This is a genomic window from Caballeronia sordidicola (genome assembly GCF_002220365.1).
In the GTDB taxonomy this organism is placed as follows: domain Bacteria; phylum Pseudomonadota; class Gammaproteobacteria; order Burkholderiales; family Burkholderiaceae; genus Caballeronia; species Caballeronia sordidicola_C.
Genome location: NZ_MTHB01000217.1, coordinates 1 through 14,107, shown reverse-complemented (window position 1 = coordinate 14,107; position 14,107 = coordinate 1). Strand labels below are relative to the sequence as shown.

Below are 14,107 nucleotides of genomic sequence, written 5' to 3'. Positions count from 1 at the left end.
CTGGTGGGTTGGCGACGTGGTTGCGCCGAGCACACTAATTTGGTGGTTGGTTGTTCGCGGATAGCGCGGGGTGAACCTTGGGCAGGTTCAGTCACTGGTGGCGAAGCGTGTCAGAACCCGTGTACGGAGAAGGAGGGGTTCACACATCCGTGGCTCTGGCGAGCACCGTGCTTTTGGGGCACCTATGAATGGAAACTGCACGCTGTGGACACTTAGGGTAGCGTGGTTTGAAAGCGTTTTCTTTGCTTCGTTTCTTTGTCGCTTTGGACAAAGAAATGACGTGCCGCCACGCACAGTGGCTAATAGTGCTAAAGAAATAAGCCAACTCAGGCAGACCGCTAACACTAACAGCAGCAACCCGGCATCAACCCCAACCGCTACCCCCTAAAAACCCCAAAAACCCCATCCACCGGCGCGAGCGAAATGAGCTTTCTCTATAAAGGCAGTCCCGAACGCGGAGCCCAATGGGCGCGGCTCTTTGCCCAAAAAGCCCCTGACATGCCCTTCCACGTGTGGCCAGAAACCGGCGATCCCGCGAAGGTCCGCTACCTCGCCGCCTGGCAACCACCCGAAGACCCCGCCCGTACCCTACCGAACCTCGAAGTCGTGTTCTCGGTCGGTGCAGGCGTCGATCAATTCGACCTCTCCGGCGTGCCCGGCCACATCCCGGTCGTCCGCATGATCGAACCCGGCATCGTTGAAGGAATGGTCGAATACGTCACCCACGCCGTGCTCACCATTCACCGCGACCTCATCGACTACCATCTGCAGCAACAACACCAAACCTGGAACCCCCTGCCAGTACGCGCAGCGTCATCCCGACGCATCGGCGTACTCGGCCTAGGCGTACTGGGCACCGCCGTGCTCGAACGGCTGAAACTGTTCGGCTTTGCCTGCGCCGGCTGGAGCCGCTCAGGCCGGGAAATTGAAGGCGTCGAATGCTACGCCGGTGCCAGCACACTCGACTCGTTCCTCGCCCGCACCGACATCCTGATCTGCCTGCTCCCCCTCACCGACGCTACCCGCAGCGTGCTGAACACCGCGCTATTCAACAAGCTGCCGCGCGGCGCGTCGCTGATTCAAACCGGCCGCGGCCCGCATCTCAATCAGGACGACCTGCTCACTGCACTCGCGAGCGGCCAGCTACAAAACGCCATCCTCGACGTCACCAATCCCGAACCCCTGCCGCCAACGCATCCGCTATGGACTCACCCGCACGTTCGAATCACGCCGCATATCGCCAGCGAAACACGGCCGGACAGCGCCGTGGAAGTCGTGCTCGAGAATCTGCGACGCCATCGCGAAGGTCTGCCGATGATCGGCCAGATCGATCGCAGCCGCGGCTACTGAATTTGCCCCCTCACCACGGCAAATCACGGCAAATGACCGTTTTTACGCGCCCGCGGCAGAAAATGCTGCGGGCGCGCTGCAAAACGCGGCATTCGCGCTATTTCACGAATTGTTTAGGGCGTCGGGTCCCTACCCTCCTTCTCTAGTATGGAACGGTCATCAGCCCCTTTCCGCGACGAGAAAAATCCCCATGTCGATTCAATCGCTCATCGAAGCCGACCGTAAGCATCTGATTCATCCGGTCATCAACTACCGTGCCCACGAAGCCCGCGGCGTCACCGTCCTCGACTCCGCCAGCGGCGCATTCCTGCGCGACGCCGAAGGCAACGAACTCCTCGACGCCTTCTCCGGTCTCTGGTGCGTCAACGTAGGCTACGGCCAGCAAAGTATCGTGAAAGTAGCCGCCGAACAAATGGCCCGCCTGCCCTACGCCACCAGCTATTTCCACTTCGGCAACGCACCCGCGATCGAACTGGCCGAGAAACTGGTCGAGCTGTCACCCGCCTCGCTGCAGCACGTGTATTTCACGCTGGGCGGATCGGACGCGGTCGACTCCGCGCTGCGTTTCATCACGCACTACTTCAACGCGACCGGCCGGCCGTCGAAGAAACACATCATCGCGCTCGAACGCGGTTATCACGGGTCATCGTCGGTCGGCGCGGGACTGACCGCACTGCCCGCGTTCCATCGGAACTTCGATGTGCCGTTGCCTAACCAGCATCACATCCCGTCGCCGTATGCGTATCGCAACAATTTCGCCGACGATGCCGCGCTCATCGCCGCCTCCGTCGCCGCACTGGAAACGAAGGTCGCGGCACTCGGGGCGGATAACGTCGCGGCGTTCTTCTGTGAGCCGATCCAGGGCTCGGGCGGCGTGATCGTGCCGCCGTTCGGCTGGCTGAAAGCCATGCGCGAAGCGTGCCGCAAGCTCGACATCCTGTTCGTCGCCGATGAAGTCATCACGGGTTTCGGCCGTACCGGCCCGCTGTTCGCCTGCCAGGCCGAAGACGTCGAGCCGGACCTGATGACGGTCGCGAAGGGCCTGACGGCCGGTTACGCACCCATGGGCGCGGTATTGATGTCGGACGCCGTGTACCAGGGCATCGCAAACGGCGACGCCGCCGCGATCGTCGGTCATGGTCATACGTATTCGGCGCACCCGGTCAGCGCGGCCATCGGCCTCGAAGTGCTGCGCCTTTATCACGAAGGTGGCCTGCTCGCGAACGGCGTTCGTCATGCCGAGCGTTTCGCACGCGGCCTCGACGCACTGCTGGCGCATCCGCTGGTCGGCGATTCACGTCATCGCGGATTGCTGGGCGCGCTCGAACTCGTCTCCGATAAAGACACCCGGCAGGGCTTCGACGCAGCGCTTAATTTGTCCGACCGGATCACGGCAGCCGCGTACCGGAATCGTCTGGTGTTCCGCGCTTTCGGCGACAACATCCTGGGTTTTGCGCCGGCTCTCAGCTACACGGAAGGCGAGTTCGACCTGATGTTCGAGCGCCTCGAGAAGACGCTCGACGACGTGCTCGCCGAACCCGAAGTCCGCGCCGCGCTGAAGCTGAACAAGGCCTCGGGCGGAGCCAGAGCAGGCGTCAAAGTCGAGATGAAGGCCCACGTAGCTGCGTGATAAGATCAAACGGCAAGATCAAACGGCAAAGTTCGAATGGCACTGTTGAGACGATCCCACGCAACTGGAGAGACACCCTGACGATGAGCAGCGAAGGCAAGCTTGACCGCATAGATCTGCGCATCCTTTCGCAATTGCAGAAGAAAGGCCGCATCACGAATGTCGAGCTGGCCGACGCGGTCGGGCTCTCGCCGAGCCCATGCCTGATCCGCGTGAAGCGGCTGGAGAAGGCGGGGTATATCGTCGGATATGGCGCGCAGATCCAGTTGGAAAAGCTCGGCGACATACAGATTGTCTTCACTGAAGTTACGCTTGCCGATCATCGCCGCGAGGACTTCATCAAGTTCGTCGCGGCGATCAAGGACGTGGATGAAATCGTGGAGTGCCATCTGGCAAGCGGCGGATACGACTACTTGCTCAAGTTCGTCACACGCAGCGTCAGTCACTACCAAAGCATTATTGAAGGCTTGCTCGAACGCGATATCGGCATTGAGAAGTACTTCAGCTTCATCATCATCAAGTCGGCGTTCGTGAAGAATCACTATCCGCTCGAAAGCCTGTTTTCACAGAATCACAGTTAGCGAATTTGCTAACCTTAGGCAAGTGGCCGGTTCCATTGCGCGAACTCGTCGGTGAGAAAGTCCACGCACACCCGCACTTTCGCCGAAGCAGCCAGCCGCGCCGGGTACACCGCCCAGACGTTGGCCGGTTGCGTAACGTCGGGCAGCACTTGCAGTAACTGGCCGCTCTCAAGCAACGGGCGAACGTCCCACAGCGAGCGCAGTACGATCCCGCGCCCGGCCAGCGCCCATTGCACCGCGACCTCGCCATGATTCGTCGACAACGGCCCGGTCACCTTGATCGAAACCGGTTCGCCACGCACATGCAAGCGCCACAAACCGAACGGATGATCGCGCTCCTTGATCGCCAGGCACGCATGGCTCGCGAGATCTGCCAGTTGCTTCGGCGCGCCATGACGTTCGACATAGTCCGGCGATGCGCACAGCACACGATGATTCGACGCCAGCCGCTTGGCAATCAAATGCGCCGCGATCTCGTCACCAATCCGGATATCCAGGTCGAAACCTTCCCCCGCCACATCCACCAACCGGTCGAACAGATCCAGGCGCACACTCAATTGCGGATGTTGATCGGACAGACGTGCCAGCGCGGGCGCCACGATATGCCGTCCAAAACCAAAACTGCTGGAAATGCGCAGCGTGCCGCGCGGAATGCGGCGCGTGGTGGACACGTCTTCCACGAGGTGATCGACGTCATCGAGGATTTTTTCCGCCCACGCGTAGACGCGTTCGCCCGCCTCGGTAATGGCGACCCGGCGCGTGGAGCGATGCAGCAGGCGCGTGCCGAGGTCGGTTTCGAGCACGCTTACGCGCTTGCTGACGTACGCCGCCGAGACCGACAGGACCTCCGCGGCCGCGCTGAAGCTGGATTTGCGGGCGACCGTGCAGAAGACGCGGAGATCATCGAGGTTCGGGGAAGAAGTGACATTCATTATTCACGCTTCGTGCACAGTGGCTTAACCAAAACGCTGATTTTAAGCCTTGTAGAGCGGAATAAAATAATAGCCACAGGCTGGTGATCCTTACGCGTATAAACCCTTAACAGGACCCCGAACATGACCAAGACCTACAAAATCGCAATCATTCCCGGCGATGGCATCGGCACGGAAGTAATGCCCGAAGCCATCCGCGTCCTTGACGCCGCCACGAAACGCTTTGGCATTTCCATTGAATACAAGCACATTGAATGGGCAAGCTGCGAGTACTACGCAAAGCACGGCCAGATGATGCCGGACGACTGGAAAGCGCAACTGCAGGACTGCAACGCCATCCTCTTCGGCGCAGTCGGCTGGCCCGACACCGTCCCCGATCACATCTCGCTGTGGGGCTCGCTCCTTAAATTCCGCCGCGAATTCGACCAGTACATCAACCTGCGCCCCGCGCGTTTGTTCGAAGGCGTGCCGTCGCCGCTCGCGAACCGCAAAGCCGGGGACATCGACTTCTGGATCGTGCGCGAAAACACCGAAGGCGAATATTCGTCGGTGGGCGGCGTGATGTTCGAAGGCACGGACCGCGAGTTCGTCTTGCAAGAATCCGTGTTCACACGCCACGGCAGCGAACGCGTGCTGAAATTCGCATTCGATCTCGCTCAACGCCGCGAGAAGAAAAAGATCACCGTGGCCACGAAGAGCAATGGCATTGCCATCAGCATGCCGTGGTGGGACCAGCGCGCCGCCGAAGTGGCGGCGCTCTATCCGGACGTGAAGTGGGACAAGCAACACATCGACATCCTGTGCGCCCGCTTCGTGCTCAATCCGGACCGCTTCGACGTAGTGGTCGCGACCAATCTTTTCGGCGACATCCTTTCCGACCTCGGCCCGGCGTGCACCGGCACCATCGGTCTCGCGCCTTCGGGCAACCTGAACCCCGAGCGCAAATTCCCCTCGCTGTTTGAACCCGTGCATGGATCGGCGCCGGACATTGCGGGCAAGAATATGGCGAACCCGGTCGCCATGATCTGGTCGGCGGCCATGATGCTCGAGTTTGTCGGCGACTTCAAAGGCCCGGAACGCGAGGCGCACGATGCAATCCTTGCGGCAATCGAGGCAACGCTCAAGGAAGGGCCCCGCACCGGCGACCTCGGCGGAAAAGCAAGCACGACGGAAGTCGGCCAGGCGATTGCCGCGCGGCTGGCTTGAACTAGCAAGCCCGAAGCATCGCGCTTAACCAAGTTGGCTTAAACCAGGAGCATGGACCATGACACGCCAGTTCGAACTGAAGGAGTTGATCCGCCCGGACAATTTCATCGATGGCCAATGGCGCGCGGCGGCTGACGGCGCGCGCTTCGCCGTCACCGATCCGGCCACCGGCACAATCATTACGCAAGTCGCCGACAGCGGCCCCGCCGACGCACGCGCCGCCACCGATGCCGCCGCTCGCGCGCTGCCCGCATGGCGCGACTTGCTGCCGAAGGAACGCGCGACGATCCTGCATAAATGGAACGCGCTGATCCTCGCGAATCAGGACGCGCTCGGCGCGCTGATCTCGCTGGAACAGGGCAAGCCGCTAGCCGAAGGCCGGGGCGAAGTAGCGTATGGCGCGTCGTACGTCGCCTGGTTCGCCGACGAAGCCACGCGCATCTACGGCGACATCATTCCGCAGCAGCAACACGGCAAGCGCATGACGGCGGTGAAGGAACCCATCGGCATTGTCGCGGCCATCACGCCGTGGAATTTCCCGCTCGCCATGATCGCGCGCAAGATCGCACCGGCGCTCGCGGCCGGTTGCACGGTCGTCGCGAAGCCTGCTGAAGACACGCCCCTGACCGCCTCCGCACTGGTGCTGTTGGCGCACGAAGCCGGCGTACCGGCGGGCGTGCTGAACCTCATCACGGCCTCGCGGGATCACGCGGTGGCGACCGTTGCGGACTGGCTCGAGGACTCGCGCGTACGCAAGATCACGTTCACCGGATCGACGCCGGTGGGCAAGTATCTGGCGCGTGAATCGGCGGGGACGCTCAAGAAGTTATCGCTGGAACTGGGTGGCAATGCGCCGTTCATTGTCTTCGACGACGCCGACCTCGACGCCGCCGTCACGGGCCTTCTCGCCTCCAAGTTCCGCAATGGCGGACAGACCTGCGTGTGCCCGAACCGCGTGTATGTACAAGCCGGTGTGTACGACAAATTCGCCGACATGCTGAGCCGCCGCGTATCCGAATTGAAGGTCGCGCCCGCTACCGACCCCGACGCGCAGATCGGTCCGATGATCAACATCCGCGCAATCGACAAGATCGCGCGCCACGTAGATGACGCCCTCGCGCACGGTGCGCGCGTGCTCGCCGGCGGCCGGCGCCTGCCTGAACTCGGCCCGCATTACTACGCCCCGACCGTGCTCGCCGATGCCACCCACGAGATGCTCCTGTGCGGCGAAGAGACCTTCGGACCCGTCGCGGCGCTATTTCGTTTTGACGATGAAGCAGAAGCCATCGAGGCAGCCAACAACACGCCGTTCGGCCTCGCTTCGTATTTCTATAGCCAGGATGTGCGACGTATTGACCGTGTGTCGCGAGCGCTGCAAGCGGGCATTGTGGGTATCAACGAAGGCGCGCTGGCCAGCGAAGCAGCGCCCTTTGGCGGCGTGAAAGAATCAGGCTATGGCCGCGAAGGATCGAAGTACGGCCTCGACGACTACCTTTCCATCAAGTACCTGTGTCAGGGGAATCTCGCTTGACATTTTCCCCTACCTAAAGGAAGGGAATTCCCACTTCAAAGAATGCGACCCAACATCATCTCAAAGAGACATGGGACTTACGCTTTCTCCATGGGCTGACACCGCCAGCCCGGCGGCCAAAACATTACGCGCAGCGTTGATGTCGCGATCGTGGATCGACCCGCATTCCGGGCATGTCCATGCACGCGTCTCCAACGACATTTTGGCGATGGTATGCCCGCAGTCACTGCATCGCTTGCTGGATGGATACCAGCGGTCGATACCGATCAGCGTACGCCCATACCACTGCGCTTTGTACTCTAATTGCCGCCTAAACTCGGACCAGCCTGCATCGCTCATCGACTTCGACAGGCGACGGTTCTTCTGCATGTTCTTGACGGACAGGCTTTCAATGGCGATCACTTGGTTTTCGTTGATCAACCGGGTCGAAAGTTTGTGCAGGAAGTCCCTACGGGAGTCTGTCGTCCTGGCATGCATGCGTGCGACTTTGACCCTTGCCTTCTTGCGATTGGCAGAGCCCCTTTGCTTCTTGGCGAGGCGCCGCGCCAACTTTGCGAGCTTCGCCTCGTTCTTGCGGAACACATTCGGCGCGGCAATCTTCTCGCCGTTCGAAAGAATGGCGAAATGGGCAAGCCCTAAGTCGATGCCGATCTGTCCAGCAGCGACCGGGCGCGCGCTCACTACGTCGTCGCAGAGCATTGAGACGTGGTGTCGGCCCGCCGTGTCCTTCGACACGGTGACTGTCGTTAGCTTCGCGCCTTTGGGGATCGCGCGTGACCAGCGGATCGCAAGCGGCTCTTTCATTTTCGCCAGTTTGAGCGCCGCACCGTCCCATCTGAAAGCACTCGTCGTGTATTCGGCTGACTGCGGACCATCCTTGCGCCTGAAATTTGGATATTTCGCCCGCTGGGCGAAAAAATTAGTGAACGCAGTTTGCAGATGCCGAAGCGCCTGCTGTACCGGAACCGAACTCACTTCGTTTAACCAGCCATATTCTTCGGTCTTTTTGAGTACCGTCAACGCAGCGGAGCTCTCGTGATAACCCATACGTTCCTGCCGCTCATACCACGCCTCTGTGCGCTGCCGGAGCATGTGGTTATAAGCAAAGCGCGCGCATCCAAACGTCCGCGCAAGAATAACTTTCTGCTCGGGCGTTGGGTAGAACCGGAATCGGTATGCGCGCTTAATTTTCATTCACCAGACCATACCATTGGTATGTTTGAGGCTGTCAAGCGGAGCACGGAAGCGACGTCAAAACCGTTCCCTTCCAACTCATCCTGACGGCCGTAATTTCTCGGAGACACTTATGAGCACGCCGGCTGAAAACTATCCGATCGAGGTCACGTTCCCCGATATCTCGGTGCATGCCGAGTCCGAGTCGGGCATTCCGTATGTGCACACGTTTGACTCCGGAACGCCGGGACCACACGTGATGATCAACGCGCTCACGCACGGTAATGAAGTGTGCGGAGCGATTGTGGTCGACGCGTTGCTGCGCCTGAAATTGCGGCCACGACGCGGCCGCCTGACGCTTTCGTTCGCGAACGTCGCGGCGTATGCGAGCTTCGATCCGTCGAAGCCCGACGCCGCCCGTTTCGTCGATCAGGACTTCAACCGCGTGTGGACCAGCAAGGTGCTCGACGACACATCGCGTACGTCCAGCGAGCTCGCACGGGCTCGCGAGATGCGTCCGGTCATCGATACGGTAGATGCCCTGCTCGACCTCCATTCGATGCACGAACGCAGCAAGCCGCTGATTGTCGCGGGTCCGCTGGACAAGGGGATCGACTTGTCGTTGCGGCTCGGCACGCCTGCCACGGTGATCTGCGATGAGGGTCATCCCGAAGGCCGCCGGATGCGCGATTACGAAGGTTTCGGCGACGCCGCCAGCCCGAAGAACGCGTTGCTGATCGAATGCGGACAGCATTGGGAACGCAGCGCTGTCACCGTCGCCCGCGATACGACCGCGCGCTTCCTGCTGCTATCCGGCGTGATCGATAGGGAAGACTTACCCGGCGACTGGCTTAGCCCCCTGCCGCAAACCATGCATGTTGTACGTGTGACGCAACCGGTGGTGGCACAAAGCATGGATTTTCGCTTTGCCGCGCCTTACACGGGCCTGGAAATTTTCCCCGAAGCGGGCAGCCTGATCGGCTGGTCGAACGGTGAGCCGATCCACACGCCTTACGATGACTGCATGCTGGTGATGCCGTCGCTTCGGCAATTACGTCCGGGCGTGACCGTCGTGCGGCTGGGGAAAATCGAGCGAACCGTAGAGCGGGATAGCGCGGCCTGACATCACGCTTCGCATATAACGAATCAATAAGGTCCACATGAAGGTTCAGCAAATCAAGCAGAGCGTCAGCCTGCAAAATCTCGAGGATTGGGGCACCGCCGGCTTGCCCGGCACGACGCCGATCAAAGTCTCGGGCGTGCAACGCGTGATCGAAGGCGCCGACGCAATTGATAACGGTATTTTCGAATGTACGGCGAGGACGTACCGGCGCTCGGTGAAGCAGGCGGAAGTGATGCATTTCCTGGCCGGGCGCGGGCGCTTTACGGCCGACGGCGAAGACACGATTCACTTTACCAGCGGCGACACGCTGTTCTTCGAAGCGAATACCGAAGGGCTGTGGGAAGTGGAAGAAGCCATGCGCAAGGTGTATGTGATTTTTTAGTCCTTGCAACACCCGGGCGATGCGCAGCCTGGCACAAGCAACGTGATCCAATACGGCCACCAGTGAATCGCGGCCGTATTGGAGCGCTGTTTCATCGCCCCATCGCGCGCGACGGTCCCGTCCAATGCGTCCAAATTCAGGCACCCTGTCTTTGCGCAACCCTTCGCACGCGCCCCCGCATGGCAATTCTTTCCTCATACGTTAATTTGCGGCTCTGAGCGCCGCGTCGCCATTTATTTAAACGCGACCCGGATACCCCGATCCTCAATCTTCGGGTGTCACGAAAATTGCTGCCTGTGTCGTTAAGCTCAAGCGAGCTTCGCGTGGTCACGGTTTTGCGTTGACCGATTTTTTTCGGATCAGGTATTCACTTTTACGGGGCAGACTATGGACGTCCAGATGTCGGAAGAGCAGATTCGCACGCTTGCGTTCCATCTTTGGGAACAAGACGGTAGTCCTGACGGACGCGCGGACGAGTATTGGGGGAAAGCACGGCAGCAGTTGGGTCTTGGAGATGCGGCGCACGATGAAAGGCCGGCGGATGCGACCGGGACGGAGACTGAAACAGCAGGATTTGGCGAAGAACCCGAGGCGACGTCGGACCGCCCGCTGGCTGAATAAAAGCCGATACGCCGGCCGACTCTGTTTTGAGTTCGTGCGAGGCCAAGTGACGCAAGGCAGACATTGTTTTGTACGCACGCATGGCGCTAATCGAGCCGCAACACCTTCGGAAAGCAGTACACCACGTCTGCATCGCGGGGCACCGCATCGCTGTTCGCGTGGCTGTTCTTGAAACGTATCCGCCTTGTGAGCCCCTTGTGGCCCCTTGTTAGCCGCTAACCGATCACACCATCCGCACCTCGCGCGGTGATGTCGTGTGACCCTTTGGCCCTGGCCTGAAAAACATCGATTGCGGTTAAACCCTAAGAGTCGGTAGACCCTGCCGCACGCGATCGTCTCAATCAAACGCAAGCCAATTGCGCTCGCGCTTGCGCGCCCTCAATACTGTTGCCCTAAACATACGCTTAATGCGAGCCAAGCCCAGCCAGCGCGGGTTTGTGCCGCCGCATTGGTAACACTACCGATGTCCCGAACCCTGCGGTTGGCGCTTACTGGAAGAACACGAACTTCGGCTGTCTCGTGGTTAGTCACGAGATAGCGCCATTGCGCGAACGTCTACCCGGGCACGCCGTTGTTTTCGCCGATAACTAAACGAAGTGGTGTTCAACATGAAGACGTTCAATCATCTCAATGCCTCGACCTCGTCGCCGGCAGTAAGCCGCAGCACGGTATCCAAGGCAGCAGCCAAAACCGAAAAGCAGTGCTCCTCCTATGTGTCGATGCTCCAGGCGCCCATGACCGTTCTCGCCTGCAATGTGTCCGACCGATCCGACATCACCGCCATTGCAATACTTGGGTATAACTAGCGCGTTGTTGCGCGGGTGTTCTTCCGAAACTGCAAGGAGCGGACCGCATCGACTTGATCGATGCGAGCAACGACCATCTCGGTCGATGGTCTAGCCCAGTTCGCAGTCCTAGTTCGCCTCATCAACGCGCTGTGACGCCGTACCCGCTGCCACTGAGCTGCCTCCATGTTCGCCGTTTTCCGATGCAGGCGCATCGTTGCTCTCTTGCACGCGTTGTTCGACCCCATCTATCTCATCGGGATAATGAATTTGCTTGCAAGCGGGCTGGTAGACCGCACACTTGAACGGAACGAGTTTCGCGCGCACTTCGGCATCAGTGACGGAACCGTTGCTGGTTTGGGCAAGCAACACGGCTGTTCGAGGTTAAAATTGCACACCCTGATCCAGCATTAATGATCGAATAATCTCTTTCACACGATGAAAAACTATGATCGACTGGACATGCAAAACCGCAGTTGCAAGCTAGGACTAAAAAACAAAACCTACGGATCTAGCCATATCATTCACCATCAATTACATCTCCTTCCTCTTTAACCGACGGCAGCCCAGGAATATACGGTCGCCGTTTCATCTGAGATCAACAGGGCTTGCTCCCGACGATTTTGCACCAGCGCGCCGTAAAGGTACCAACAGACGGCTGATTAGAGGGAAGAACGTGGAATTTCTCAGGCTATTTCCCGCTGCAAATCTCCCAGTCGACAGAATCGCCTTCTTTTCTATGACACCGCTTGATTATCGCAAGCGGCTTCGGTTTGAATTAATGATCCGTTTCACTAATTCCATCTGCCTCGGAATAGGGAATTATTCATGAGAAGCTGAATTTTCAGGATTTCCTCCATCGGCGAGGAAATTCGCCGACTGCAGCAACCTCAAAATCGTATTTTGCTTAATTTTATTGTTGTTGCGACCCTTATCGTATGTAATTTCGACATCGATGCAATATTTTTTATTACCAAGTAGAAAAACGTACGACACCGAGCGATTCGAGAAATTTTTCTTACTTCTTTGAATAAAGTCTTGTATCCCTACATACATGTCACCATGACCGACCGGATAGTATTCCATCGGTCGAGTTCTCAAGATCTCATAGCCCATAGCCCTTGCATCGGAAGAAAGTGTCTCTCCCTTATATGAAATATGACCATCCAACAATGCAAAATTCAAGTCTTTTAGTCGAGATTGTATTGAAACATACTTGACATCCAAAACAATATCGGAAAGATTTATGACGTCATCGAACGATTTTTCAAACGGCAAAGCGCTGGATTTATTTTTCCGCACCACGGAAATTCGACATGCGATTTTATCATTGGGATCTGTCCATCCTACAACGTCGCGTAATTCTAAATCTGGTGGCACAGCGAATGTGACAGGACAACTATTATTCGCATAAGTGCGTTCTTTGGCTGCTATTGGGTTGGAGACAACGGTTAGGAGCGCAAGTAAATAGGTAGCTCGCAAACACGCAGAGCATAACTTGACTTTTGACATTACACGCTCTCCGTAATCGCATCAAAATCGATCGATATAATAGTCATATCTCCAAAAACGTTCAGCGCATGGTTAAAACATTGTTTTCGAATATAGAAATGATTTAATCCCGGATTTATTCGTTTTGTCACTTCTGCGATATCTCCCTCAGAAGCACCGCGATCGGCCCAGTAATTAATTCCTTGCTCTCCGTTAGCGATAAGTTTTTTCTTGCTATCATAAATATATTTCTGTTTGCTTGCCCAGTAATAGCCTGAGGCGTCGCAAGTGCTGAAGCCGTCATTCTGCAAAACTAAGGAACTCGCGTCCCCTAAAAAATCCCGCGCACAAAATTTCCCATATCCTGCGTAAGAATATCTACCTGTCAGCTGAATTAATCCCCTTCCTTTAAATCGCCTTCCATCTCCTCGCATACTATTTCCCAGCTTCTCACCTTGATCTGTACGCGGTTCATATTTTTCAAAGTAATCGTCATCTCCGGCCTCTACCATTGCTCGCCATCTACCTGTCTCAGCGGCGACCTGACCGAAAAGATGCGCGCGACGTAAGGCGGTCACAATTCCGTATTTCCGCATCATTTTGTTTATATATAGTGCGATATCACTTGGGCGCACTGAGTTCCCAGCACTAAGTCGATCGATAACGGTCTGCCACGTTAATTCGTCTTCTTGATTACCTTTTTCATTTCGAATACTCTTTTTCGTCGCGCGTACAAGTTCACGTTTGCTCAACCAACCGCATCTCTTAAACTGGGCCACGAAGCTAAGAGGATGAAAATGCCAAACCTTCGTCGGCAGCCCCGTCTTATCCCAAAACTGAAAGCCCTCGACAAACTCGATGAACTTCTGAAGACCATCCGGATTTCCCGCGTAATGTTCACCAACCTCAATCAACCGATCGAAGCGCTTATGGTTAGTGCTCTTGTCCCATTCAGTCGGCGCCTCGCAAATCAATCCTCGCAGCTTCTGACGCACGTCTTCGTGGTCGCGCAAATACGCGGCTAGCCGATCTTGATCCGCACCTGCCTTCGGTGCATCAGCGCTATTCGCTTCCTGAAGTAGATCGAGAATGACCTTTGCGTCACATAAGCCATCGTCGGACAAGGCACCCGCGCCTTCGCTGACCTTCGTCCAGCCCATGAACCACGGAAAGTCGGCGTCAGACAGCTTATGAATTCGAGCGTCGCTCAGATTAACGTAACCCGTCTGCTGCGCAGCGAAGGAAACCGATTGCCAGTTCGCGGACTTATCAGCAGGCAGTCGATCCTTGTCAGGCCCAATC

At 57.7% G+C, this 14,107-nt stretch carries 13 protein-coding genes and 1 pseudogene; 9 read left to right on the top strand and 5 right to left on the bottom strand.

The window, feature by feature from the left end; genetic code table 11:
* Positions 1-423 precede the first annotated feature (423 nt).
* The 3 genes from BSU04_RS30600 to BSU04_RS30590 all read left to right on the top strand — a co-directional run bounded on the left by BSU04_RS30600 (position 424) and on the right by BSU04_RS30590 (position 3,561).
* Positions 424-1,350: a 2-hydroxyacid dehydrogenase gene (locus tag BSU04_RS30600; protein ID WP_089164053.1), complete on the top strand. Its 927-nt coding sequence runs from the start codon at positions 424-426 to the stop codon at positions 1,348-1,350.
* Between the two features lie 190 nt (positions 1,351-1,540).
* Positions 1,541-2,980: an aspartate aminotransferase family protein gene (locus BSU04_RS30595; protein ID WP_089164052.1), complete on the top strand. Its 1,440-nt coding sequence runs from the start codon at positions 1,541-1,543 to the stop codon at positions 2,978-2,980.
* Positions 2,981-3,063: 83 nt separating this feature from the next.
* On the top strand, positions 3,064-3,561 hold the full coding sequence (locus BSU04_RS30590) for an Lrp/AsnC family transcriptional regulator (RefSeq protein WP_089164051.1): 498 nt from the start codon (positions 3,064-3,066) through the stop codon (positions 3,559-3,561).
* A 14-nt stretch (positions 3,562-3,575) separates the two neighbouring features.
* Here BSU04_RS30590 and BSU04_RS30585 read toward each other — a convergent pair whose 3' ends face one another.
* Entirely contained in the window at positions 3,576-4,493 is a 918-nt protein-coding gene (locus BSU04_RS30585; RefSeq protein ID WP_089164050.1) for a LysR substrate-binding domain-containing protein, read from the bottom strand.
* A gap of 123 nt (positions 4,494-4,616) precedes the next feature.
* On the opposite strand from BSU04_RS30585, the gene BSU04_RS30580 reads away from it, so the two are divergent.
* Both BSU04_RS30580 and BSU04_RS30575 read left to right on the top strand, forming a co-directional pair.
* Positions 4,617-5,699: a tartrate dehydrogenase gene (locus BSU04_RS30580; RefSeq protein ID WP_089164049.1), complete on the top strand. Its 1,083-nt coding sequence runs from the start codon at positions 4,617-4,619 to the stop codon at positions 5,697-5,699.
* A 58-nt stretch (positions 5,700-5,757) separates the two neighbouring features.
* Complete coding sequence (locus BSU04_RS30575) at positions 5,758-7,230, top strand: NAD-dependent succinate-semialdehyde dehydrogenase (protein WP_089164048.1); 1,473 nt, start codon at positions 5,758-5,760, stop codon at positions 7,228-7,230.
* Between the two features lie 60 nt (positions 7,231-7,290).
* On the opposite strand, the gene BSU04_RS30570 is transcribed toward BSU04_RS30575, so the two are convergent.
* The gene (locus BSU04_RS30570) at positions 7,291-8,424 is read right to left on the bottom strand and encodes an RNA-guided endonuclease TnpB family protein (protein ID WP_089164047.1); all 1,134 of its coding nucleotides are present in this window, start codon (positions 8,422-8,424) and stop codon (positions 7,291-7,293) included.
* Positions 8,425-8,536: 112 nt separating this feature from the next.
* On the opposite strand from BSU04_RS30570, the gene BSU04_RS30565 reads away from it, so the two are divergent.
* The 4 genes from BSU04_RS30565 to BSU04_RS30550 all read left to right on the top strand — a co-directional run bounded on the left by BSU04_RS30565 (position 8,537) and on the right by BSU04_RS30550 (position 11,335).
* On the top strand, positions 8,537-9,526 hold the full coding sequence (locus BSU04_RS30565) for a succinylglutamate desuccinylase/aspartoacylase domain-containing protein (protein ID WP_089164046.1): 990 nt from the start codon (positions 8,537-8,539) through the stop codon (positions 9,524-9,526).
* Between the two features lie 37 nt (positions 9,527-9,563).
* Positions 9,564-9,908 (top strand): cupin domain-containing protein, encoded by a 345-nt coding sequence (locus BSU04_RS30560; protein WP_089164045.1) that lies wholly within the window; start codon positions 9,564-9,566, stop codon positions 9,906-9,908.
* A gap of 387 nt (positions 9,909-10,295) precedes the next feature.
* Positions 10,296-10,529, top strand: a complete 234-nt coding sequence (locus BSU04_RS30555) for a DUF2934 domain-containing protein (protein ID WP_089164044.1) — start codon at positions 10,296-10,298, stop codon at positions 10,527-10,529.
* A gap of 608 nt (positions 10,530-11,137) precedes the next feature.
* Positions 11,138-11,335, top strand: a complete 198-nt coding sequence (locus BSU04_RS30550) for a hypothetical protein (RefSeq protein ID WP_089164043.1) — start codon at positions 11,138-11,140, stop codon at positions 11,333-11,335.
* Between the two features lie 108 nt (positions 11,336-11,443).
* Here BSU04_RS30550 and BSU04_RS30545 read toward each other — a convergent pair whose 3' ends face one another.
* The 3 genes and pseudogenes from BSU04_RS30545 to BSU04_RS46720 all read right to left on the bottom strand — a co-directional run.
* Entirely contained in the window at positions 11,444-11,686 is a 243-nt protein-coding gene (locus BSU04_RS30545; protein WP_089164042.1) for a hypothetical protein, read from the bottom strand.
* Between the two features lie 450 nt (positions 11,687-12,136).
* Entirely contained in the window at positions 12,137-12,826 is a 690-nt protein-coding gene (locus BSU04_RS45830; RefSeq protein WP_144021401.1) for a hypothetical protein, read from the bottom strand.
* Positions 12,826-14,107 (bottom strand): annotated as a pseudogene (locus tag BSU04_RS46720) (hypothetical protein); the annotation flags it as partial. The gene BSU04_RS45830 and the pseudogene BSU04_RS46720, both read right to left, overlap by 1 nt.

Bases quoted from the DNA above. Each gene is read 5' to 3' on its own strand.
- BSU04_RS30600 (WP_089164053.1), top strand. From the start codon at position 424: ATGAGCTTTCTCTATAAAGGCAGTCCCGAACGCGGAGCCCAATGGGCG.
- BSU04_RS30595 (WP_089164052.1), top strand. From the start codon at position 1,541: ATGTCGATTCAATCGCTCATCGAAGCCGACCGTAAGCATCTGATTCAT.
- BSU04_RS30590 (WP_089164051.1), top strand. From the start codon at position 3,064: ATGAGCAGCGAAGGCAAGCTTGACCGCATAGATCTGCGCATCCTTTCG.
- BSU04_RS30585 (WP_089164050.1), bottom strand. From the start codon at position 4,493: ATGAATGTCACTTCTTCCCCGAACCTCGATGATCTCCGCGTCTTCTGC.
- BSU04_RS30580 (WP_089164049.1), top strand. From the start codon at position 4,617: ATGACCAAGACCTACAAAATCGCAATCATTCCCGGCGATGGCATCGGC.
- BSU04_RS30575 (WP_089164048.1), top strand. From the start codon at position 5,758: ATGACACGCCAGTTCGAACTGAAGGAGTTGATCCGCCCGGACAATTTC.
- BSU04_RS30570 (WP_089164047.1), bottom strand. From the start codon at position 8,424: ATGAAAATTAAGCGCGCATACCGATTCCGGTTCTACCCAACGCCCGAG.
- BSU04_RS30565 (WP_089164046.1), top strand. From the start codon at position 8,537: ATGAGCACGCCGGCTGAAAACTATCCGATCGAGGTCACGTTCCCCGAT.
- BSU04_RS30560 (WP_089164045.1), top strand. From the start codon at position 9,564: ATGAAGGTTCAGCAAATCAAGCAGAGCGTCAGCCTGCAAAATCTCGAG.
- BSU04_RS30555 (WP_089164044.1), top strand. From the start codon at position 10,296: ATGGACGTCCAGATGTCGGAAGAGCAGATTCGCACGCTTGCGTTCCAT.
- BSU04_RS30550 (WP_089164043.1), top strand. From the start codon at position 11,138: ATGAAGACGTTCAATCATCTCAATGCCTCGACCTCGTCGCCGGCAGTA.
- BSU04_RS45830 (WP_144021401.1), bottom strand. From the start codon at position 12,826: ATGTCAAAAGTCAAGTTATGCTCTGCGTGTTTGCGAGCTACCTATTTA.